The organism is Shewanella aestuarii (assembly GCF_014647215.1).
Classification (GTDB): Bacteria; Pseudomonadota; Gammaproteobacteria; order Enterobacterales; family Shewanellaceae; genus Shewanella; species Shewanella aestuarii.
The window spans coordinates 1-23,367 of record NZ_BMOT01000004.1 but is presented as its reverse complement, the minus strand read 5'-3'; the positions used below and the strand labels follow the sequence as shown (position 1 = coordinate 23,367).

The following is a 23,367-nucleotide window of genomic DNA, read 5'->3' as shown; positions in this document are numbered from 1 at the left end:
CAGCTTAGTACATGCTGGTATTGCCAAAGTCGAATGTAGAAGTTCGAGTAAAAGCTTGGCAAATATTTTGATCACCAGATTGCTTCGCGCGTTTAAGAGCAACATCCGCATTGACTAAATATTGTTCTAAGGTTTGTTTTTCTAAATACCCTGCAATACCAATGTTTATCCCTTCATCTAATTGTAGCAGGCTAAGTTTTTGTAAGGTCTTTATCGCAAATAAATGCGTATGTGTGGCATCGGTTTCGGGTAAAAACAACACCAACTTACCCAGCTGTAAATGGGCTAATTTATAGTTAGATGGTAAATCGATTATAATTTGGTTTTCAATATCTTGTTGACGTTTTTCTAACTGGCTAATATCACCCATATTATTGAAAATGCCCTCGGGGTTGATATCCATGACCATTAAACTTGAGCTTGCTCGAATTTTTTCACTGATATTATAAAAATGGTTTTCTAAATCGACCATTCTCATCACCATATTGCTTTTTGATGCCAACACTTTGGGGCTATGCATAGGTGCGGGAGCGTTGGTTTCAACTGTAAATATCAAGTACTCAATATCACCTTCTAACGAAAGATGACCGTTAATGGTTATCTTCAAGTTTTTAGTAAATCGGCTTTCTTCAAAAGGCTGTACTTGGCCTTGCCATTCACCTTGAAGTGTCACTTGGGTCAGGATATTTCCCCAAATATGACTAATTTCATCACCCAGTAGTGAAGCGATATCGAGCTGGTTATTACCATGCAACTTCATCAAGCTATCAAAACAATGGTTACAACTAATCATTTTACCTTGTGCATCGGTCAAAGCAGTGGCGACAGCGCCGTCACTGAGCAGTTGATTTAAAAATGCCAGCTGACGACTTGCTACTAACTCACTGATATCATTAAACACTACTATCCAGTAATGTTCAGATGGTGATAATGATTCGCGGTGGATATGGATGTTGATTTGATGGTTGTCATCTTCTAAACCTATGCAACCAGACCAGCACTGTTTATCAATTAGAATTTTGACTATTTCATCGAACTTATCATCGGTAAGATTTAATACCCGCTGTAAACTGCGATCCGTTAAGGTTTTTAATTGGTAGTGTAAAGAGTTAGCGGCACTTTCGTTAATGCCTAAAATTCTGCCACTGTCGTTGGTAATGGCGTAGCTCAGCTCAGTATTGAATAAACCATTGGACAGTCGAATACTATTGTGTCGAGCTTTGCGTTCCATTAAATAGCGATGGCGGAATACAATTAACCCAACGCCAAGTAAGCCAATAAAAATGCTCGCGATCACAAGCACTATCGTCCATTGTTCAAAGCGGGTGGCGATATCTTGATGTCGGATATACGATAAAAAGAAGTATTCTCTCTTGGTTTCATTTTGGCCGGTAAGCTCAACCTTCAAATATACGAAAGTGGAATTTTTACTGTGGTATTGACCAAAGTTGTTCATCGCCATAGATTGCCATAATTCTGGATGAGTCTGTTTTAAGCTCGCTCCTAAGGTGTCAGGCATGTTGGTGAGTGGATTCGACTGATTCGCGCCAGCATATAAAAAGCTTTGATGATCGAGTAATAAAAGTGGCGAATTGGGATTAAAAAAAGCCGGTTTAATGGTATCCAATAAGCGGGTTACTGAGTTGTAGGTGATTAAATAACCATTAATAGACTGATCAGGGTTTTCTAACCAAGCTAGTTGAAAAATATAAGGTTCTAGCTTGCCATCAATAGGAATAAAGGCCATATCAGAAGAGAATATTTCGCCACCACCCAGTGCACTTTTTCCCTTCAATAATTTAGGCGGCAGTGTTAGCCCTTCAAAATTACTTGAGGTTGCAAATTTAAGATTACCTTGTGGATCGTACAGCGCTAACCCGAGCAGTTCAGGGATATGTTTGGTGAGCGAATCCCAGCTTTGGAAAAGTTTGTGTTTTTGTTCTTCACTAGGGGTCGATAAGTATTGGCGAAGCAATTCACCGTTGGCGAATGTTTGAGTACGAAATTGTAAAAAACTCATCTTATCTGACGCCAAGGATGCGACGGTTTGCAATTCACTGTAACGTTGACCAGCCCAGTCTTCCTGAAGTCTGCGCTCGCCCATATTAATAATCATATTTGTGGCAATAAACAGACCGATAATCAGCAATATGATTTGACTTGCAAGAGACAAAATATGGGTGCGAGACCAATGAATATCTTGGACTGATGCAATAAGTGGTATTGCACTTGAGATGGTATTTTTTCGTTTAAACATTGTGCCAACTTTGTCTGTAAAATATCGCCAAATTACACTGATGTGAAGCGGACACTCATATTAGCATGATTTGTTTAACTAAATAATAGAACCCTACATTTTATGATGTTACTCACTTTAAAGCTTGGTTAACCGACAATATCAAGTTGTCGTTCGGTAAAGTGGCATCCAGCATTGATTGCAATTTGACGGCACTGTTCGATGTTGACTTCACTTAATCCATTTATCGCACTAACAGAGACTGAATTTATATATTGCGGAGCTAGTTTAATAAAGTCGCGAACGGCAGCGTAAGCCTTTGGTAGCTTAGGTTGGCAATGTTTTATGTAGGCCGCTTCAGTATCGGCATTCAATGAAATTGATATGGCATCAATATACTTTGAAAGCTCAGGTAAAATATTACGTCGGTGAAATAAATTGCCTAACCCATCCGTATTAAGTCTGACTTTAGCTCCACGTTGCTTCAGCTCGGCAGCTACGGTTAATAGCGTTGCTAGATTTAAGGTGGGTTCACCATAACCACAAAAGACGTATTCCTCGAACGCTGACACATCCCCCAGCAAAGGTAATATATCATCTGCATGGATGGTTTTACTCAAGGTTAAATCATATTCAGCCACTTGTTTGCTGCCATTATGCTTAGGGCAAAACTGACAGCGTAATGTGCAGCGGCTAGTCAGATTGATATAGCGACTTCTGCGAATATCATACACTAAGGTATGCGTAAAAGTGGTGTCTGTAGATGGAGTTGATTGCATACAATATGAAGGTGATGGATGACGATTTATCATAGTGTATTTGGTCAGTGATGAATGTTGGTCATGTCGCAGAATCTGAAAACAAAAACAGCGCCTAATTAGACGCTGTTTTATGGTTATCGTTCGTTTTAGAGGTAGTCGGCTTCAGTATTTTTGGGTTGCCACCACCACAAGTAGAAACGTTTAATAAGCCGTTTTATATCATCTAATATGATGTAAAGCACCGGTACTAGAATCAAGGTCACTACAGTTGAAAACAGAATACCAAACGCCAATGATGTGGCCATTGGGATCACAATCTTCGCCTGTAAGCTTTTTTCCATAATGATTGGCGCTAAACCAACAAAGGTGGTTAGTGAAGTAAGAATAATCGCTCTAAAGCGGTAACAACCGGCATCTATAGCCGATTGTAATAATGGCTTGCCTTCTTCTCTAGCCTTGTTAACAAAGTCGACCAATATTAACGAATCATTTACCACCACACCCGCCAAAGCGACAATACCGCACAAGCTTAATACGCTCATCGATAGTCCCAGCATGAAGTGGCCCACTAATGCGCCAATCATACCAAATGGAATGACAGACATAATAATTAATGGCTGACTATATGATTTTAATGGGATAGCCATTAATGCATAAATGGTAAACATGGCAAAGAAGAAGCCTTGTATTAAACCTATCATGGCATTCTGCTCATCTAAGCTGCTGCCATCAAGCGATGCTGATACATGCGGATATTTAGCCGTTAAATAAGGAATAAACTCTGACTGTACTTCATCCACCACTTTGCTTGGTTCAACTTTATTTTTGTTAGCGTTAGCGCGGATAGTAATAGCGCGGCGCCCATCAACACGAGTAATTGATGCGTAAGAATCGCCTAATTCAACTGATGCCACACTTGAGAAGGGAACCGTTTGTCCATTCTTAGTGCGTATCATCATATTTTCAAGATGGCCAATCGTGCGTCGCTGCTCCAAAGGATAGCGAACCATGACTTTCACTTCTTCTTTATTACGTAAAATTCGCTGGGCTTCATAACCGTAAAATCCATAACGTACCTGACGCGCTAAGTCAGACAGTGTAAGCCCTTGAGCTTCAGCTTCAGGTAAAATGTTCAGCCTGATTTCGTGACTACCAGATGAAAAGTTATCAGAAATATCATAGACACCTTCATAGGTGGCTAACTTGGCTTTGATTTCTTTTGAGGCTTCAGCTAGCTGATCTAAATCGCTTGACGTTAATCGGAACGATAAATCGCCACCGGTATCATTAGTGCTGGCGTTAATATTGAGTTTTTTCACCGATAACAGTTCCGGCAACTGTTTACGCCATTCTTCAGCGATAGTTACGCCGTCTACTTCACGATCTTCACCTTTGGTTAATTCAGTAAAGATAAATGCTGAAGTACGGGAGTTTAGCGCCACAAAACTGTGCTTAACCACAGCGGAGCCATATTTCTCTTCCATCACTACATTCATTTTGTATAAAGCATCTTCAACTTGCTGCACTGTGTTTAAGGTATTGAGTTCAGAACTGCCTTCATCCATTTCTAATTGGACTTGGATAAAGTCTGATGGGATATCAGGGAAGAACACCCAGCGCACTTTACCACTAGCCACTAAGGCGAGAGAGAGAATTAATACCCCAACAAATAGCGCTACCACATTGTAGCGTTGCTTAATACAAGCCTCTAAAAAGTGGCGATACTTGTGATGAATAAAGAATTGCAGCTTGTCATTTAAGGCCACTTTGAAGCGAGAAAACACATTTGTTGGCTTGGTTTTTTTACGCACTTTCATGTGTGCTAAATGGGCGGGTAAAATAAATTTTGATTCAATCAATGAAAAGGCTAGGCATAAAATAACAATCATGCCGATGGATTTCCAAATAATCCCCATAGGGCCTGAAACTAAGATCATGGGGACAAACGCCGCAATGGTGGTTAAAACACCAAAGGTAGCTGGCATGGCCACTTTGTGCACACCTGTAATGACGTTATTTAATGAGTGTCCGTTTTCCTCTACCTCACTATAAGCACTTTCTCCAATAACAATGGCATCGTCGACAACTATCCCCAGCACCAAAATAAACGCGAATAGCGTAAGCATGTTAATTGACATGCCAACCATGGGCATGAGTAACATCGCGCCTAAAAAGCATACTGGTAGCCCCATCATCACCCAAAATGCGAGTTTGAGATCAAGGAAAAGGGCTAGAATGATAAAGACTAATAGCGCTCCATAAAACATGTTAGATAACATCATGTTTAATCGGCCTTTGAGATAGTGGGTTAAATCTCCCCAGGTATCTAATTGCACATTAGCAGGTAAGCTACTTTGTCGATCGGCAATATAAGTTTTAACTTGCTCAGAAATGGCTAAGGCATTTTGATCATCAATACTGGTGATTTCAATAATGGCAGCAGGTTTACCATTAAAACGTGTATAACCAAGACGCTCTTCAAAGTCATCTTTAATTTCAGCGACCTGTGGTAGCATAATTCGGCTGCCGTCGGCTTTAGTTAATACGGCTATTTTTGCAAAATCTTCGCCAGTATAAGCCTGACCTTTGGTGCGTAATAAAATATCACCGTCTTTGGCGCGAATAGACCCACCCGGTAAATCTATTGAAGAGTTTTGTACCGCTTGGGCGACTTGGCTAAAGCTCAAGCCGTATTCCCGCAGTTTATCTTCTGACACTTCAATGCCTATTTCATAGTCACGTACACCGTTTAATTTGGCGCGAGTGACCCCAGGAAGATCGGTTATATCTTCACGAATCGATTTGGCGATTTCTTTCATATCATGTAAAGAAATATCACCGTAAACCGATACCCAGATAACATTGTTTTCTGGTTTTATCTGAAAAATGTTCGGTTTTTCAATATTATCAGGAAAGGTTGCAATGGCATCTATGCGCAGCTTAGATTCATCAAGTACCGATTGAACATCATAACCATCATCGACTTCAATCGTCACAGAACCCACGCCATCACTGGCGACTGAGGTAATTTTTTTAATCCCTGACACATCTTGAATGGCTTCTTCAATTTTGATGTTAATCCCTTCTTCAATTTCCTGTGGCGCGGCTCCTGGGTATGCCACATTGACGTTGATAAGGTTAAGGGTAAAACTGGGGAAAACTTCTTTGTTGATCAGTACGGCACTGAATAAGCCACCGCCAATCAAGACTAACATTAATAAGTTTGCGGCAACGTTATTACGGGCAAACCAAGCTATGATCCCTGACTGACCTTGCATTATTCGACTCCTGCTGGGCTGATTTCATCATCGGACACATCATCAGCAGGGCTAGGTTGTTCACCTTCACCTAAAATTTTTACTTTTTGGCCATCAGATAAATTAACCACATTGGTGGTTGAAATACGTTCCCCATCGGTAAAGCTATCTTTGATATACACTTTGTCGATATCACTTTTGACAATATTCACTGAACGCATTTCAATGGTATTGTCAGCTTTAACGATGGCAACTTGATCATTTCGAACCACATGGCGTGGCAGTGAAACGATGCCCGTGACAGTGCGACCTTTAATCACAGCGGTAACAAAACTGCCGTATTTCAATGGTAGTTTGTTCATGCTGCGAGCTTGAAGTAGGTAAGGGTCGGTTACCTCCGCAACTAAATACACCATACGGTTTTGCTCATCGATGACATTTTCACTGCGGATAATATTGCCTTCCCAAGAGATATCTTGGCCAGCAAGTGATGCATTTAAGGTTACTTGAGTATCGGGGTTATCGATTGACTCTAAGTAAGCTAAATCGCTATTGGTAAGCGGTAAGCGAACTTCAGCGATATTGGTATCATAAAGCTCGCCTAAGTTAGTACCTAAAGTAACGTATTGACCTAAATCTACTTTTCTTGCCTTGATGATGCCGTCAAAAGGGGCTCGAATTACAGTGCGTTCAAGATTGCGCTTTGCTCTTGCTAGTCCTGCTTGTGCCGATTTAACATTAGCCTGCTCTTTTTTGAGTTGAGGAATACGTAAACCTAGTTCTGGTGCAACGCCTTTATCAAAGTCTTTAAACTCAATCTTCGCCACTTCACCGCGGGCAATCTCTTCGTTAAGCATTGCAGTAGCCTGGGCGACATTCGCCTCAGCTTGCATTAAGTCTGCTTCATAATCAGAGGGTTCGATTAAGGCCAGTTGTTCGCCTTTTTTAACCATGCCACCTGCCACAAAGTTAGTCGAGATACTTTGTAAACGTCCTTGGACCTCGGTGACTAATTGAGTTTTATATTTTGGGTTAACAACACCATATGACGGTAAGTTTAACGACACTGTTTGTTGCTCAACTGTCATTACATCCACAATTGTCAGAATCGCTGCTTCTTCTTTCTGCTCGGGAGTTTCTTGCGTACCCATTAGCAGCATAGCGAGTCCAATAAATACAATCAGGATAAAAAGTGGAGAAAGTCTTCTTAAAATAGTTATCATTCTTTTTGCGTATCCATGCTGAATTGTGATTGAGGCTATTAACAAGTCGTAATTGTTGTTTTTATCATCAATCAATTAACTGCTTTTTTTATGCTTATCAGTATTATGCCTAAACTAGCAGAATTTCAGCTTTACCTAAACAGCTTTAAGTAAATAAAGTGTATCAAGCTTGTTACATTGTTGATTGTTCGTGATCTTGTGAGATGAGAACTTAATCGTGTTGAATTTCAGCGGGAGAATCATTTTATAAGTGAATATAAACTGGGCTAGTTTTAATAAGAGTGCTGAAAATGGAATGAGCTGGGTATAAAAAAGCGAACCTGATGAGGTTCGCTAGATTAACATTTAACTAAAAGAGTAATAAGAGTGGCTTATTTCTTTTTCTTAAACTTTTTAGACGGTTTTTTTGCGTCTTTTGCATTGGCTTTTTTCTTTCCTGGCACCTTGGCTTCTTTATGCTTAGGGCGGAGTTCTTCAATCACGCGACGCTTTAACGGTTGCTCAATATAGCGCTCAATTTTGCCTACAATACGAATGTCGTGTGCTTCAACTAAAGAAATCGCCGTACCTTTAGCGCCTGCACGACCTGTACGGCCAATACGGTGAACATAGGTGTCAGCCGAGCGTGGCATGTCATAGTTAATGACATGGGTAATATCATCTACGTCGATACCGCGAGCGGCAACATCGGTAGCTAGCAACACATTGACTTCGCCTTTAGTAAAACGACCTAACGCCTGAAAACGTTTTTTCTGCTCCATGTCGCCACGCATAAAGGCACAAGGGATATTGGCTTTTAACAATAAGCCTTCAAGGCTTGCAACCACTTCACGGGTTTTAACAAACACTATGGTTCGTTTAACTTGCTCTTGTCTTAAAATATTGCAGAGTAAGGCAAACTTATGATCTTTATCATCGGCTAAATGTGCCCATTGATGTATCTTAGCTTTTTCGCTGCGCGGCGCTTCTACATCGATAGTAATAGGATCTTTTAACAGATCACGAGCAAAACGTTCTACACCGCTGCCCTCTAACGTGGCAGAGAATAACATGTTCTGTTTGCGACCTTGTGCCTCAATCGCAATTGCTTGAACGACAGATGAGAAACCCATATCAAGCATACGGTCAGCTTCATCAATAATCAGAATATCGACTTCAGTTGCATCGAATTTTCTTTTGTCTAGGTATTCCATTAATCGACCCGGAGTGGCGATTAAAATATCCACATTACCTGCAAGCGCTTCTTCTTGAGGACCGTAAGGTACACCACCGGTAATTATGGCGATATCGAGCTCCAAGTCCGTTGCTAAATGACAAGCGTAACGATGGATCTGGCTAGCAAGCTCACGCGTTGGGGTAAGCACCAATATACGTGCTTGACCTTCAAAGCGACGTGGAAAGTCAATAAGGTGTTGTAATGCGGGTAATAAGAAACTGGCCGTTTTGCCTGTTCCTGTTGGTGCACGCGCAAGAATATCCCGTTGCTCCATCGCCATCGGAATAGCTTCTTGCTGGACTGTGGTTGGGCTTTTATGGCCCATGGCTTTCAACGAATCTAATAACCTTGGGTCTAAATCGAAATCTTCAAATAACATGCGCGTGGGTCTCGCTTAAAAGTAGCCGAGCATTATAACTGACGAATCACATAGGCTAAAGTTTTAAGTAGAAATCTCGGCATAAATCTATCATTTTGGATGAGTAGTGCCCCTGTTTATTGCGAATAAACATCTGACTGACGATAATTGGCACCGAGACTTCGCCCTGTTTTAGTGCCAATAATAAACGATTTTCAACTTTTCCCTCAACGCTACTAACGGCGACATATTCACTTATATACAAAGGGGTTTGCGCCAACGCCAGTTGAAACTCTGTCAAACTTTGAATGGGAATAATTAGGCTTGCCGTACCGCGTTCATCTAACAGCTGCGCAATCGCGCTGAGTAATTCAATAAAGCTGAGTTGATTGGTATGCCTTGCTGTGGCTCTGGCGATATTTTGCGTTTGTGGCCCAGTGGTAAAGTAGGGCGGGTTGCAAATTATGTGGTCATAATGTGTTTGCGACTGTTGAATAAATGATAAGCAGTAATTTTGAATACTAGTGTGTAGCAGAGTGACTTTTTCTGGCCATGGACTGTCTGCAATATTTGCTTGGCAGTCATCAACAGCGGCCGAGTCAAGCTCTATTGCGGTTACCTTAGCATCGAAATGGGAGCGCTGAGCTGCCATTAAACTCAATAATCCACTGCCTGCGCCAATATCCAAAATGTTTCTAGCTGCAGCTAGTGGTGCCCATGCTCCTAATAATACGCCATCGGTGCTTACCGACATACCACAGTGGCTGTCATCAATATGGAATTGTTTAAATGTAAATGGCATGCGTTTTACGGATATGGGAAACAAGTGGGCATTGTAGCAAAATATTGAGCTTTGTTAATTTGTGTCATTCTAGATTAACTGTGCCAATCAATATAGGGAGCGCTGTACGGTTAGATTCTAATTGCTGAGTTGTTAAATTTTGTTAACGTCATTTGTTGTCTGTTTGTCTTATGTTTATTGATTTTGGGAGTTGTTTAAGCATAAAAATGTAAATTTTCGCTTTATCCTGCTCTGCTATTGTGTACTGCCGTGTTCTTTGATATTAGTTTCTGCCTGTTTAATCATAGTAAAACAGCGGTTCTATTTGTTTTAAGGGCTTTTACCTGTAATGGAACAAATAATCGTACCAAAATAGTGCTTTTTATATTCCTATTTGAGTAGGTTTTAGATGATTAAGGTGTAAATATAATTTTACGACTTGGGTTTTGTTATAGATTAGCAGTAGCTAAATCGAATTTGATCACTTAAGTTGGTAAAAACAAATACAATAAAATGAGACCTCATAGTGCAAACAACTAAATTATCGATTACCGATACCTTTGGCCTAGGATTTATGGCTTTTGCTTTCTTTTTAGGCGCAGGAAACCTGATTTTCCCCCCTTTTGCTGGCTTTTTAGCTGGTGAAAATATGTCGCTTGCCATGCTGGGTTTTCTGTTAACCGCTGTGGGTATGCCGCTGATAGGCTTAATTGCAGTAGCTAAAGCTAACGGCAAGATTATGGCTTATTTACCCCCTTTTGCGGCGACTGCATTGGCGATTGCCATTTATATCATTATTGGCCCAGCGTTCGCCGCGCCAAGAACCAGTTTAGTTGCATTTGAAATTGGTGCTCGTCCATTTATTGCTAACCCTGATGCGGTTGTGATGATTGCGGGCCAGTCAGTCAATATTGCCCAGCTCATCTTTACCTTAGTGTTTTTTTCTATAGTAATGTTAATGTCATTATTCCCTGGAAAGCTATTAGACAACGTCGGTAAGGTATTAACGCCTATTTTAATTTCATTGTTAGTCGCATTGGCAATGAGTGTATTGTTTTTATCTGGTTCAGATATTGGCGCGCCTTCTGGTGAATACCTATCTAGCCCTTTATCAAAGGGGATTATTGAAGGCTATAACACCATGGATACTCTGGCGTCGATTATGTTTGGTATGTTAATTATTGATTTACTGCGTAAAAAAGGTATTGAAAATGCGGCTGATCAAACTAAATATCTTATCCGCGCAGCAATCATTGCAGCATCCGGCTTAGCCTTTGTCTATATTTCACTGTTCTTTCTTGGTGCTTCAGCGGGAGATTTAGCAACAGGTGCATCTAATGGCGGAGCTATTTTAACCAACTATGTTGACCATCACTTTGGCCTGTTGGGCATTATTATGCTGTCGGCTGTTGTTGGCTTAGCGTGTTTAACCACTGCAATTGGTCTAGTAACAGCGTGTTCTGAGTTTTTTAATGAGTTACTACCGAAAATTTCATATCAACATTTTGTGATCTTTTTTAGTGTGGTTTGTGCAACCGTGGCTAACGTTGGATTATCACAATTGATCTCTATCAGTATTCCTGTGCTAATGACGATTTATCCTGTGGCGATTGCACTCGTATTAATTACTTTGATTACACCTAAGTTTGCGCGTCCAGCGTTTTCACAACGACTTGTGCTCAGTATCGCCTTAGCTTTTGGTATTCTTGATGGCTTAAAAACAGCCGGTGTCGATATGTCTGCGTTTAACTTTTTACCTTTGCACGCAGAAGGTATGGCATGGCTATTACCAACAGCTATCGTAACGATAGTGTGTTTATTCTTACCTAAAATGGCTCAACCTCACTCAGTTGCCTAATGGTTTTAATGCTAAGTGAGCTGATCTTAAACCGTTGGATATGCTAGTCTACAGCCAGTATGTCCAGCGTGTTAAATTGAGTATGACTTGAATTCTACTGACTATTCTTCACATCCAATGATTGATCAATTCCTTGATGATTTATGGTCAACTAAAGGGCTAAGTGATAACACCTTAGCCTCTTATCGCACCGATTTAGCTCATTTTGAACGTTTTGTTCTTAGCCAAAACTCCTCATTACTTGAGGCCGATGGTTTGTTGCTAAAAGATTACCTCGCTTATCGTTTTGAACAAAAGTATGCCAAAACCAGTACGGCAAGATTAATGAGCAGCCTCAGGCGTTTTTATGGATTTTTAGTGATCACTAAACGTATAAGTGTTGATCCTACGGCATTAATTAAATCACCAAAACTGGCAAGAAAACTACCAGATGCGTTATCTGAAGCCCAAGTTGATACATTGCTTAGTGAGCCTAATCATGATGATCCTGTTGAGTGTCGTGATAAAGCCATGTTAGAGCTGTTATATGCAACAGGGCTTAGGGTGACAGAGCTAGTGAGCTTAACCATGGATCAAATTAGTTTACGCCAGGGGGTGATAAGAGTCATGGGTAAGGGCGGTAAAGAAAGGTTAGTGCCTTTAGGCGAGCAGGCAATTGATGAAATTGAGCAATACTTGAAAACAGCCCGACCAGAGTTGCTGCACATGAAACAGTCAGATGTGTTATTCCCCTCTAAACGTGCTCAGATGATGACTCGGCAAACATTTTGGCATCGAATTAAGTTATATGCTTCAAGATCTGGGATCAGTGTGCACTTGTCACCACACACTTTAAGGCACGCATTTGCGACTCATTTATTAAACCATGGTGCAGACCTAAGAGTTGTGCAGCTATTACTAGGACACAGTGATTTATCGACCACACAAATATACACCCATGTAGCCAAAGCAAGGTTACAACTGTTACATCAGCAGCACCATCCAAGAGGTTAATGCGCTAGATAGTTTTGGTTACATTAAAAAGCCTATCTCATAGTTGCGTTAATAGGCGTAAATCTGTAAGTTTTGCACTTAAAGTCGGGTCTAGTTATGTAACCCGTGTAATTAGGAATCATCATGAAGTTATCAAAAGCATTCATTCTTGTAGCCAGTTTACTTGTGCCAGCAATGTCACAAGCAACCTCTGACACTGACAACAAAAACAGTGAATTGAAACAAAAAATATCCGATATGTTAGGCGTTGAGGTCACTACAATTCAGCCCTCACCAATTAGTGGTTTACAGCAAGTGCTGACAGACCGTGGTGTACTGTATATCACCGAAGATGGCTCTAAGTTGATTCATGGTAATGTTTATGATTTAAATAACCGCATGAAAAACTTAACGGAAGCGGCATTAGCGGGTCCTCGTATCGAGATGCTTAAGCCGTTTGAAAAAGACATGTTGGTGTATAAAGCTAAAAACGAAAAGCATGTCATAACCGTATTTACCGATGTGGATTGTGGTTACTGTCGTAAATTACATAATCAAATGTCAGAATATAATGACTTAGGCATCACTGTGCGCTACTTAGCTTATCCTCGTGCCGGTATACCTTCAGCTAATGCGGATGAAATGCAAGCTGTATGGTGTGCCAAAGATCCATTACAAGCCATGACAGATGCTAAAGCGGGTAAGAATATTAAAGCGGCTTCATGTGATATTGATATCTCTAAGCAGTATCGCTTAGGTATGTCTTTTGGTATTAATGGCACGCCAGCAATGATACTGGAAGATGGCACTATGATACCTGGCTATCAACCACCAGAAAATTTATTGCAGACTATCGAATCTAGATAGTAAGCTAAAAAAGGTGAGCACAGGCTCACCTTTTTCTTATTCAATATTTAACTTTAAATCATCCTCATAGGATCTAGGATTCGCTTTGTCGCAGAACATTATTCGTCGTCCTCAAGTCGATGACTCGCATTTACCATCTTCCTTACCACCGCTATTGAAACAGTTGTATGCACGGCGTGGGGTGGGACAGGATGATTGTGAGTTAGTCCTCGCAAGATTGTTACGTCCGGATACGATGAAAGGGTTAGACATTGCCGCTAAAATTGTTGCCGATGCGATGCAAAGCCAAAAACAGATCCTGATCGTTGGGGATTTTGATGCCGATGGTGCAACTTCAACTAGCGTGTGTTTACTTGCATTAAGGATGATGGGCGCAACGCGGGTTGATTATCTTATTCCTAACCGCTTTGATTATGGTTATGGTTTAAGCCCTGAAATTGTTGCTGTAGCACACAGTAAACATGCACAACTGCTTATCACAGTCGATAATGGTATTTCATCTATTGACGGGGTGAACGCGGCAAAGGCCTGCGGTATGCAAGTGGTGGTTACCGACCATCACTTACCCGGACAAACCTTGCCCAATGCCGATGCGATCGTCAATCCTAATCAACCAGAATGTGAATTTGCCAGTAAATCTATTGCTGGAGTGGGAGTGGCGTTTTATTTAATGACCGCCATTCGAGCGGAGCTGCGTCAGCGTAATTGGTACGCATTACAAGGTATCGAGCAGCCTAATTTAGCTGTACTGTTAGATATTGTCGCCTTAGGGACAGTGGCTGACGTGGTTTCTTTAGATCCCAACAATCGCATTTTGGTTCAGGCTGGACTTCAACGCGTGCGCGCAGGACGATGTCGTCCAGGGATAACCGCGTTATTAGAAGTGGCCAAGCGAGATCCTTGTAAAATTGTCGCTGCCGACTTCGGTTTTGCGGTTGGTCCTAGGTTAAATGCAGCCGGGCGTCTTGATGAAATGGCGTTAGGTGTAGAAACGCTATTGTGTGATGACATCATGCGTGCAAGGAGAATGGCGGCTGAATTAGATGGTTTAAATCAAGACCGACGTGATATTGAAGCTAGCATGCAACAAGAAGCATTAAAAAGTTTACAAACCATTGCGCTGGATGAGGCCACATTGCCTTGGGGATTAGCCTTATTTCAGCCGGATTGGCATCAAGGCGTTATTGGCATTTTAGCATCACGCATCAAAGACAGATATCATCGCCCAGTCATTGCGTTTGCTGATGCTGGAAACGGAGAAGTAAAAGGCTCTGCACGGTCGATTAAAGGGCTGCACATGCGGGATTTATTAGAACGGATTAATACCTTGCACCCAGGAATGATCATTAAGTTTGGTGGCCATGCAATGGCGGCGGGATTAACATTAAAGGCTGATGCCTTAGCAACATTTAAACACGTTTATGATGATGTTGTGCGAGACATTTTAGACTACGAGCAACTTACTGGAGAGTTAATGTCCGATGGTGAGTTAGTTGCGGCTAACATGACATTAGATACCGCCTTTATGCTGCGCAATGCCGGGCCTTGGGGGCAATCATTTGAAGAGCCTCTATTTGATGGTTTTTTCAATGTGGTTCAGCAACGTATTGTAGGTGAAAAACATCTTAAACTATTACTGGAAACTGAGTGCGGTCAATTAATGTTAGATGCCATTGCGTTTAATGTAGATATGCAAACTTGGCCCGATGCGACTATTAAACAAGCTCGGGTGGTTTATAAGTTAGATGTCAATGAGTTTAGAGGCAATCAAACGGTTCAACTGATGGTTGAGCATATTGAACCTATGTAACACTTAAGGCGTTGTGCTTTGCAAGCAATCGTAAAGCACGTAAATCGGGTAAGGGCTAATTTTTACATACAAAAAAGCCTCGCAGTGCGAGGCTTTTTTGTTAATCACTTTATTAGTCGCTTCAAGCCACCAATGTAAATATGGTGCCCGAACCCGGAATCGAACCAGGGACACGAGGATTTTCAATCCTCTGCTCTACCGACTGAGCTATTCGGGCGACGGGGTGCAATTTAAGGTTTTCTCGTGTTTGAGTCAACCGTTTTTTTGCAAATCAATTCATATTTTATTGCATGTGCTGGATTTAAAGCCGTTTCGGCTAACAAATCGACATTTGTGCCAGCTAAATAGTGTCATGCTTGGGTTATCGCAGTAACAAACAATTATCGTAGTTAAATAGCGAAAATATGTTTGGCGCAGTAAATACTCTTTTCATTGCCTATCGCTTTAATTTTATTCCCCTTGAAGATATCAGTGAATCTTGGGTACAAGTTGGTGAAACACTTTTGTTATCGTCATGCCGTTATCATATAGTTTTGAATCAATAATAAAGGAGGCTTTATATAGGCTTAAGTTACTATGACTTAAATTATTCTGTAGCCGTGCGGCACTTATTGCTGTAATTAATACTTCATCTATTGTTGAAAATGCGACTCATATAGTTCACCGTGCCCGTTTGTCAGATGCAAAAAAGGCCTCAGAAAGAGACCTTTTTAATATCAGTAATCAGTAAATCGTTAGTTACTGACTAATTCATTATTTGGAAAGTTAGCTTTCATTACACTTAAGGTATTTGCTCTTAACTGTTCTTGGCCTAATTCTTCATAAGCGATAGCCATAATTTCAAGGGCTGATTCGGCTTCTGGAGTACCAGGGAACTTTTCTAATACCGTTTGTGCACGTACTGCGGCGGCGCTCCAGGCGTTCATTTTAATGTAGTATCTTGCTACGTTAATTGAATAACGCGCTAAGCGGTTTTTTAGATACTGCATACGTTGTTGGGCATCTGCTGCATATTTGCTGTTTGGATAGCTTTTGATCATGCGATCAAAGTCTTTAAATGCTTCTTCAGCGTTTTTAGGATCACGATCTGTACGATCAATATTCATCATATCGTGAAATAAATAACTATCTGCCTGCATATTTGTTAAACCACGCATATAATACACGTAATCAATATTGGGATGAGTTGGGTTTAAACGTAAAAAACGGTCGATATTGGCTAAACCAGAAGCAACATCATCCATTTTGTAATAAGCAAAAATCAGATCTAATTGAGTTTGAGTTTTATGTGGGCCAAAAGGATAACGCGAATCTAGCGCTTCTAATGTACGAACCGCTTTAGAGTAGTTTCCTAACTCCATTGATGTTCTAGCTTGTGAATAAAGCACTTCTGGAGAAGCTTTACTTGCAAACTCGTCATCTTCGGGACTGCTGCTACAAGCCGTTATGGCTACTGAAAGTAATACTAGGGCGGCGCCTTTGGCTAATTTATACATACTTGAATTCAATTCTTTTATAAGTTGTGGTTAAGAATTTTTCCATTTCACGGTAAAATAGAAAACATCCGATTGTAACAGATACTACATTCACTTTGGACCCCAAAAAAGGGGTACGGTTCCTATGACACAAGAGATTAATCTAAAAAGCGAGATAACAGCAACCCAAACAGGGCAAAGAATTGACCAAGCATTGGCCGCTCTTTTTCCTGATTACTCGCGCACACGCATCAAAGAATGGATTTTATCCGGTGCAGTTACCGTAGACGGTATCATAGTCGACAAGCCTCGGGAAAAGGTTTTTGAATCTCAGTTAATTGAAATTAATGCAACGCTTGAAGAAGAAGTCCGCGCATTAGCTCAAGATATCGATTTAAATATCATTTACGAAGACGACTACATTATTGTAATTAATAAGCCTGCTGGTTTGGTCGTTCATCCAGGAGCTGGTAATGCTGATGGCACATTAATGAATGCTTTGTTGCATCATTGCCCTGATATTGAGCATGTACCACGAGCGGGGATCATTCACCGATTAGATAAAGACACAACCGGTTTAATGGTTGTGGCTAAAACGGTTGAAGCACAAACCCACTTAGTTGCAGCACTTCAAGCTCGCGATATCGTTCGTGAGTATGAAGCCATCGTGCAAGGTACCATGACAGCTGGTGGTTCTGTTGATGAACCTATCGATCGTCATCCTACTAAACGCGTGCAAATGGCAGTGATTAACGGTGGGCGTCCTTCAGTGACACATTACCGTGTTGCTGAAAAATTCCGTGCACATACGCGTCTGCGTTTACGTCTTGAAACCGGCCGTACTCACCAAATTCGTGTGCACATGGCGCACATTGGTCATGTTCTGCTTGGTGATCCCGTTTATGGCGGTCGTCCTCGCCCACCTAAAGCGGCAAGCCCTGAGTTTTTTGAACTATTGAAAAACTTCAAACGCCAAGCATTACATGCAGTACGTTTAGAGTTAGCTCATCCTATTACCTGTGAAATCATGAGTTGGCAAGCGCCTATTCCTGAAGACATGGCTTTATTGACTAAGGCCCTACGTATTGATACCGAGCTAAATCCGGTTGAGTATTTATAAGTGCTAAAACCCGATTGGCCTTTACCGAAAAATGTAGCCATTGCGTTTACTGACCGTCATGGTGGTTATAGTTTGCCACCTTACGACAGTTTAAACCTTGGGCTGCATGTTGGAGATGATCCTAAACGAGTAAAGGCGAATCGTGAGCAACTGGTATACGCATTAAATCTACCTAGCGAACCATTATGGCTCGAGCAGGTTCATGGTGTTGAAGTACTGTCGTTTTCAGACATCGCCTCAATACCTAAAAATGATCAACAAGTACCCATTGCTGATGGTAGTTACACTAATCAATTCGGGCAAGTGTGCGCGGTCATGACAGCAGACTGCTTGCCTATTTTGTTTTGTGATAAACAAGGCCAACAAATTGCTGCGGTTCATGCAGGATGGCGTGGCTTATGCTCAGGGATTATCGAGCAAGCGGTTAAGCGCTTTTCTGTGCCAGCTTCTGAGTTAATTGCTTGCCTTGGTCCTTCTATTGGTCCAAATATGTTTGAAGTTGGGGCGGAAGTTAAAAGCGCGTTTGTGGCGCAACAAATGACGGCAGCCAGTTGCTTTATCGCCAAGGCTGGGGCTGATGATAAATATTTAGCAGACATTGTCGGTTTAGCAAAACTGCGTTTAGCCAAACTTGGTGTCAGTTGTATATTGAGTGTCGATGAATGCACCATGTCTAACCATAATTACTTTTCATATCGCCGAGAAAAACAAACCGGCAGAATGGCCTCATTAATTTGGCTGAAATCTTAATCCTTTTTAGTTGTACAAAAAAGTTGCACTTTTTTATACAAGTTAATTGTTCATACGCTTGAAAATGTCTGCTGACGCCCCCATCTTTTAGGTAACAGAATATCCAAAATGGATATCCATTTTATGTATCAGATGTAGGAGGTTGTATGAGACTCGATCGTATGACTAATAAGTTTCAAATTGCCATTTCTGATGCGCAGTCATTAGCATTAGGACGGGATCATCAATTTATTGAACCCATCCATTTAATGATGGCACTGCTTAATCAAGATTCCGGTTCAATCCACCCCTTATTAACCCAAGCAGGCATTCGTGTCAGTGCCTTGCGCTCGTCGTTAAGTCAAGAGCTTGAACGTTTTTCACAAGTCGATGGTACTGGCGGTGATGTTCAATTATCGCAAGGCCTTATTCGCTTGTTAAACTTGTGCGACAAGTTGGCTCAAAAACGTAAAGATAAATATATTTCATCAGAATTATTTATCCTTGCCGCCCTTGAAGGTAACGACCCATTAGCTAAAGCATTAAAAGATGCTGGCGCCACAAAAGAGTTAATGGAGCAAACTATAGAGCAAATTCGTGGCGGTCAAAAAGTGGATGACCCAAATGCTGAAGATCAACGCCAGGCATTGAAGAAGTTTACCGTCGATTTAACTGAGCGTGCTGAGCAGGGCAAATTAGATCCCGTTATTGGCCGCGATGATGAAATTCGTCGCACCATTCAGGTTTTACAACGACGCAGTAAAAATAATCCGGTGTTAATTGGTGAACCGGGAGTCGGTAAAACCGCAATTGTTGAGGGGTTAGCTCAACGCATTGTCAATGGTGAAGTCCCTGAGGGTATCAAAAACAAGCGGGTACTTTCTTTAGATATGGGGTCATTAATTGCGGGGGCAAAATATCGTGGTGAATTCGAAGAGCGCTTAAAAGCTGTGCTAAATGAATTATCCCAAGAAGAAGGCCAGGTCATTCTGTTCATTGATGAGTTACATACTATGGTTGGCGCTGGTAAAGGCGAAGGCGCTATGGATGCGGGTAACATGCTAAAGCCAGCCTTAGCCCGGGGTGATTTGCATTGTGTTGGTGCCACCACTTTAGATGAGTATCGTCAATATATTGAAAAAGATGCTGCACTTGAGCGTCGCTTTCAAAAAGTGCTGGTGGATGAGCCGAGTGTTGAAGACACCATTGCTATTTTACGTGGTTTGAAAGAACGTTATGAATTACATCATCACGTAGAAATTACCGATCCTGCAATTGTTGCAGCCGCCAGTATGTCGCACCGATATATTTCAGATCGTAAGTTGCCAGATAAAGCCATCGATTTAATCGATGAAGCTGCATCAAGCATCCGTATGCAAATTGATTCTAAACCAGAATCGTTAGACCGACTTGAGCGCCGTGCAATCCAATTAAAACTTGAAGAGCAAGCGCTGTCTAAAGAAACTGATGATGCTAGTCGTAAACGTTTAGACCATTTGCAGGTTGAACTAAAAGATGTTGAATCTAAAGCATCAGAGCTAAACGAAATTTGGCATACAGAAAAAGCAGCTTTAGCTGGTACTCAGCATATCAAGGCTGATTTAGAACAAGCCAGAATGGACATGGATGTAGCCCGTCGAGCGGGCGATTTAACGCGTATGTCAGAGCTACAGTATGGCCGTATTCCCGAGCTTGAAAAACAGTTAGATTTAGCCTCTCAAGCAGAAATGCAAGATATGACCTTGTTACGCAATAAAGTGACCGACGTTGAAATCGCCGAGGTATTATCTAAAGCGACAGGGATCCCTGTGTCTAAAATGCTTGAAGGCGAACGTGAAAAGTTACTGCAAATGGAACAAGCACTCCATGAGCGTGTCATAGGCCAAAATGAAGCCGTCGATGCCGTATCAAATGCTATTCGTCGCAGCCGAGCAGGACTTGCCGATCCGCAGCGGCCCATTGGATCATTTTTATTTCTCGGGCCAACGGGTGTTGGTAAAACCGAGCTATGTAAATCATTAGCTAAGTTTTTGTTTGATACAGAGTCAGCATTAGTGCGTATCGATATGTCAGAGTTTATGGAAAAACATACAGTTTCAAGACTCGTCGGTGCCCCACCAGGATATGTCGGTTATGAAGAGGGCGGATATTTAACCGAAGCCGTACGCCGTAAACCGTATTCAGTCATTTTATTAGATGAAGTCGAGAAAGCGCATCCAGATGTCTTTAATATTTTACTGCAGGTATTAGATGACGGACGCTTAACCGATGGCCAAGGGCGTACCGTGGACTTCAAGAATACCGTCATTATCATGACATCGAACTTAGGTTCAGATCGTATTCAAGAAAGCTTTGGCATGGTGAGTTACGATGAGATGAAGCAAAGTGTCATGGACGTCGTAATGCAAAACTTCCGTCCTGAGTTTTTAAATCGAGTCGATGAGTCGGTGGTCTTTCATCCACTAGATGCGAATAACATCAAACATATTGCCAGTATTCAAATTGAATTACTGAGAAAGCGCCTAGCAGAAAAAGATTTCGATCTACTGGTATCTGAACAAGCATTGTCGTTAATTGCAGAAGCAGGATTTGATCCCGTCTATGGCGCAAGACCGCTAAAACGAGCATTGCAACAGGAAGTGGAAAATCCATTAGCGCAAAAATTGCTCCGTGGACAGTTAATCCCTGGCCAAGCGATACGAGTCGATGTCGAAGAGGGACAGTTGGTGTTTTTACAATAGCTTTAATTGACAACTTAAATAAACAAAGGGAGCCAAGGCTCCCTTTGTTATTCCAATTAGGTAGGTGTTCTACACTAACTGAACTAATTACAAAATAGCCTAACACGCTCAGCGTTTTCGGTTCTAGCGGCTTGCTTAGCTTCTTCTGTCATTACCACATCTTCACCCGTCACCGGATCTTTTCTGGTAAGCCTATTGTAGGTATCAAGTAAGCTCATACTGTGCTTTGCGCTTTCGCAAATAGATTCAGCCTGCTTAGAATCTTTTTCTTTAATCAGTTTTGCTGACTTAGCTAAATCTGTTTCAGGTTCTTTTTCGGCGGTTTTACGAATTGGCGAAGCAGTGCCAATTTTACTGGGTTCAATATCATCACTGCTAATACGCTTGGCATCGACACCTGGTGGCACTTGCTGACTGTAATGAACCAAACCATTACTGTCTGTCCATGTATAGATTGTTGCGCCTAAAACAGATGGTGCAATAAAAAGGCTTGCTAGCAATAAAAGTAAGGGTTTCATATAAGCATCCAAAGTGTAAAGCTGAAATAAACGACTATCCTTGATAAAACAAAAATATGTTATGTTAAGGTAAAATCCAACTTATATTTATAATTTAAGTATTAGTGTATGCAAAATTCAGCAAATCAAACAGCAAAAAACAAAGGTATCTACTTATTACCTAACCTATTTACTACAGCAGGCCTGTTTTCTGGCTTTTATGCGGTCATTTCTTCCATGAATGGACATTTTGAATCTGCAGCAATTGCTATCTTTGTCGCCATGGTATGTGATGGCCTAGACGGCAGAGTTGCACGGCTAACAAATACACAAAGTGATTTTGGTGCTGAATATGACAGTATGGCTGATATGGTGTCTTTTGGTATGGCACCAGCCATTCTTGCATATAATTGGGCATTAAATGATTTAGGCAAGATTGGTTGGATGGCCGCATTTATTTATTGCGCTGCCGCAGCGTTAAGACTGGCCCGATTCAATACACAAGTAGGATCAGCTGATAAACGTTTTTTCCAAGGATTAGCAAGTCCAGCTGCTGCAGCAGTAATAGCTGGCAGTATCTGGAGCGGCTCAACTTATGGTATTGAACCCACAAAAATAAGTTACTTGGTGGCTTTTATAACTGCACTGATCGGTTTGCTGATGGTGAGCAACTTTAAATATCACTCTTTTAAAGATGTAGATTGGAAAGGTAAAGTTAACTTTTTAGTCATGATCCTAGTTGTCGCGGTATTTGCCATTATATCGGTAGAACCCGCTATCATTCTTTGTATTGGTTTCTATCTATACGCATTATCAGGTCCTTTCATTACGTTAAAAAATGTCGATAGAATAAAGGTTGGTCATATTGTTGGCGATGATCCATCAGATGAAACTTCCTTTGATGACAAGAAATAGCCACCACCTTAAACCTGTGTGCTTATAAAGCAGAATATGCAACGTCTAAACACCTTGTTAATTTCATTAACTAAGGTGTTTTTTGTTTTAAATTGCCGTTGATATAAATCGATTCAGTAAAGGTCAGTCACTAAAAATCCACTTTATCCAAGCTAAGAACACCAAAATAGTGCGAAATAAAAGCGAATTGATGAATTCGTAATCGAACAAACCTTATTTTAATAAAAAGTGCAAATTGCCCCTTGCGCAAAAATCTTAGCTCCCTATAATGCGCATCCACTGACACGGCACAGCGCGAAAGCAAAGTAGCAAGTCAGGTTGATTTGAAACAGAAAGACTTCGGTTTTAAGCTCAAATCAACAGCGAAAAGAAAGTTTGAAAAAACACTTGACGCAGACAAGGGAAAGCGTAGAATACGCAGCCCAAGCCAACGACCTAGCGTCTAACGGCGATGTTTGAAAAATTAACATCAACGCTCTTTAAAAACTTAAACAAGAAATCTGTGTGGACATTCACAGGTATTGAGTTATTCGAAATTGCTTCTTCTTAGG

The 23,367-nt window shown here is 41.2% G+C and carries 16 protein-coding genes and 1 tRNA gene; 8 read left to right on the top strand and 9 right to left on the bottom strand.

Annotated elements, in window-relative coordinates:
• Positions 1–4: 4 nt before the first annotated feature.
• The 6 genes from IEY03_RS07525 to IEY03_RS07500 all read right to left on the bottom strand — a co-directional run bounded on the left by IEY03_RS07525 (position 5) and on the right by IEY03_RS07500 (position 9,853).
• Complete coding sequence (locus tag IEY03_RS07525; protein ID WP_188840748.1) at positions 5–2,257, bottom strand: diguanylate cyclase; 2,253 nt, start codon at positions 2,255–2,257, stop codon at positions 5–7.
• Between the two features lie 128 nt (positions 2,258–2,385).
• Positions 2,386–3,048: a TatD family nuclease-associated radical SAM protein gene (locus IEY03_RS07520; protein ID WP_188840747.1), complete on the bottom strand. Its 663-nt coding sequence runs from the start codon at positions 3,046–3,048 to the stop codon at positions 2,386–2,388.
• A 95-nt stretch (positions 3,049–3,143) separates the two neighbouring features.
• Positions 3,144–6,275, bottom strand: a complete 3,132-nt coding sequence (locus IEY03_RS07515; protein ID WP_188840746.1) for an efflux RND transporter permease subunit — start codon at positions 6,273–6,275, stop codon at positions 3,144–3,146.
• Positions 6,275–7,477, bottom strand: coding sequence for an efflux RND transporter periplasmic adaptor subunit (locus IEY03_RS07510; protein ID WP_188840745.1), 1,203 nt, complete (start codon positions 7,475–7,477; stop codon positions 6,275–6,277). Before IEY03_RS07510 ends, IEY03_RS07515 begins: the two co-directional genes overlap by 1 nt.
• A gap of 371 nt (positions 7,478–7,848) precedes the next feature.
• Positions 7,849–9,072, bottom strand: a complete 1,224-nt coding sequence (gene srmB, locus IEY03_RS07505) for an ATP-dependent RNA helicase SrmB (RefSeq protein ID WP_188840744.1) — start codon at positions 9,070–9,072, stop codon at positions 7,849–7,851.
• A gap of 55 nt (positions 9,073–9,127) precedes the next feature.
• Positions 9,128–9,853 (bottom strand): tRNA1(Val) (adenine(37)-N6)-methyltransferase, encoded by a 726-nt coding sequence (locus tag IEY03_RS07500; protein ID WP_188840743.1) that lies wholly within the window; start codon positions 9,851–9,853, stop codon positions 9,128–9,130.
• 505 nt (positions 9,854–10,358) lie between these two features.
• On the opposite strand from IEY03_RS07500, the gene brnQ reads away from it, so the two are divergent.
• The 4 genes from brnQ to recJ all read left to right on the top strand — a co-directional run bounded on the left by brnQ (position 10,359) and on the right by recJ (position 15,339).
• Positions 10,359–11,690 carry a branched-chain amino acid transport system II carrier protein gene (gene brnQ, locus IEY03_RS07495; RefSeq protein ID WP_188840742.1) on the top strand — a complete coding sequence of 444 codons (1,332 nt, stop codon included), beginning with the start codon at positions 10,359–10,361 and terminating at the stop codon, positions 11,688–11,690.
• 117 nt (positions 11,691–11,807) lie between these two features.
• Positions 11,808–12,683 (top strand): site-specific tyrosine recombinase XerD, encoded by an 876-nt coding sequence (gene xerD, locus IEY03_RS07490; protein WP_188840968.1) that lies wholly within the window; start codon positions 11,808–11,810, stop codon positions 12,681–12,683.
• Positions 12,684–12,806: 123 nt separating this feature from the next.
• Positions 12,807–13,529, top strand: a complete 723-nt coding sequence (gene dsbC, locus IEY03_RS07485; RefSeq protein WP_188840741.1) for a bifunctional protein-disulfide isomerase/oxidoreductase DsbC — start codon at positions 12,807–12,809, stop codon at positions 13,527–13,529.
• An 85-nt stretch (positions 13,530–13,614) separates the two neighbouring features.
• Positions 13,615–15,339, top strand: coding sequence for a single-stranded-DNA-specific exonuclease RecJ (recJ, locus tag IEY03_RS07480; RefSeq protein ID WP_188840740.1), 1,725 nt, complete (start codon positions 13,615–13,617; stop codon positions 15,337–15,339).
• Between the two features lie 141 nt (positions 15,340–15,480).
• On the opposite strand, the gene IEY03_RS07475 is transcribed toward recJ, so the two are convergent.
• A tRNA-Phe gene (locus tag IEY03_RS07475) sits at positions 15,481–15,556 on the bottom strand.
• Between the two features lie 517 nt (positions 15,557–16,073).
• Entirely contained in the window at positions 16,074–16,835 is a 762-nt protein-coding gene (locus IEY03_RS07470) for an outer membrane protein assembly factor BamD (protein ID WP_188840739.1), read from the bottom strand.
• Positions 16,836–16,959: 124 nt separating this feature from the next.
• Here IEY03_RS07470 and rluD point away from each other — a divergent pair, with 124 nt between their 5' ends.
• From rluD to clpB, 3 genes are all read left to right on the top strand, one after another.
• Positions 16,960–17,934 carry a 23S rRNA pseudouridine(1911/1915/1917) synthase RluD gene (gene rluD / locus IEY03_RS07465; RefSeq protein ID WP_188840738.1) on the top strand — a complete coding sequence of 325 codons (975 nt, stop codon included), beginning with the start codon at positions 16,960–16,962 and terminating at the stop codon, positions 17,932–17,934.
• The gene (gene pgeF, locus IEY03_RS07460; RefSeq protein ID WP_188840737.1) at positions 17,935–18,684 is read left to right on the top strand and encodes a peptidoglycan editing factor PgeF; all 750 of its coding nucleotides are present in this window, start codon (positions 17,935–17,937) and stop codon (positions 18,682–18,684) included.
• A gap of 146 nt (positions 18,685–18,830) precedes the next feature.
• On the top strand, positions 18,831–21,404 hold the full coding sequence (clpB, locus tag IEY03_RS07455; RefSeq protein ID WP_188840736.1) for an ATP-dependent chaperone ClpB: 2,574 nt from the start codon (positions 18,831–18,833) through the stop codon (positions 21,402–21,404).
• An 83-nt stretch (positions 21,405–21,487) separates the two neighbouring features.
• Here the strand turns inward: clpB and IEY03_RS07450 are convergent, their stop codons facing one another.
• Positions 21,488–21,922 (bottom strand): DUF4124 domain-containing protein, encoded by a 435-nt coding sequence (locus IEY03_RS07450; protein ID WP_188840735.1) that lies wholly within the window; start codon positions 21,920–21,922, stop codon positions 21,488–21,490.
• Between the two features lie 108 nt (positions 21,923–22,030).
• Between IEY03_RS07450 and pssA the strand changes: the two genes are divergently transcribed.
• Complete coding sequence (gene pssA / locus IEY03_RS07445) at positions 22,031–22,816, top strand: CDP-diacylglycerol--serine O-phosphatidyltransferase (RefSeq protein WP_188840734.1); 786 nt, start codon at positions 22,031–22,033, stop codon at positions 22,814–22,816.
• Positions 22,817–23,367 lie beyond the last annotated feature (551 nt).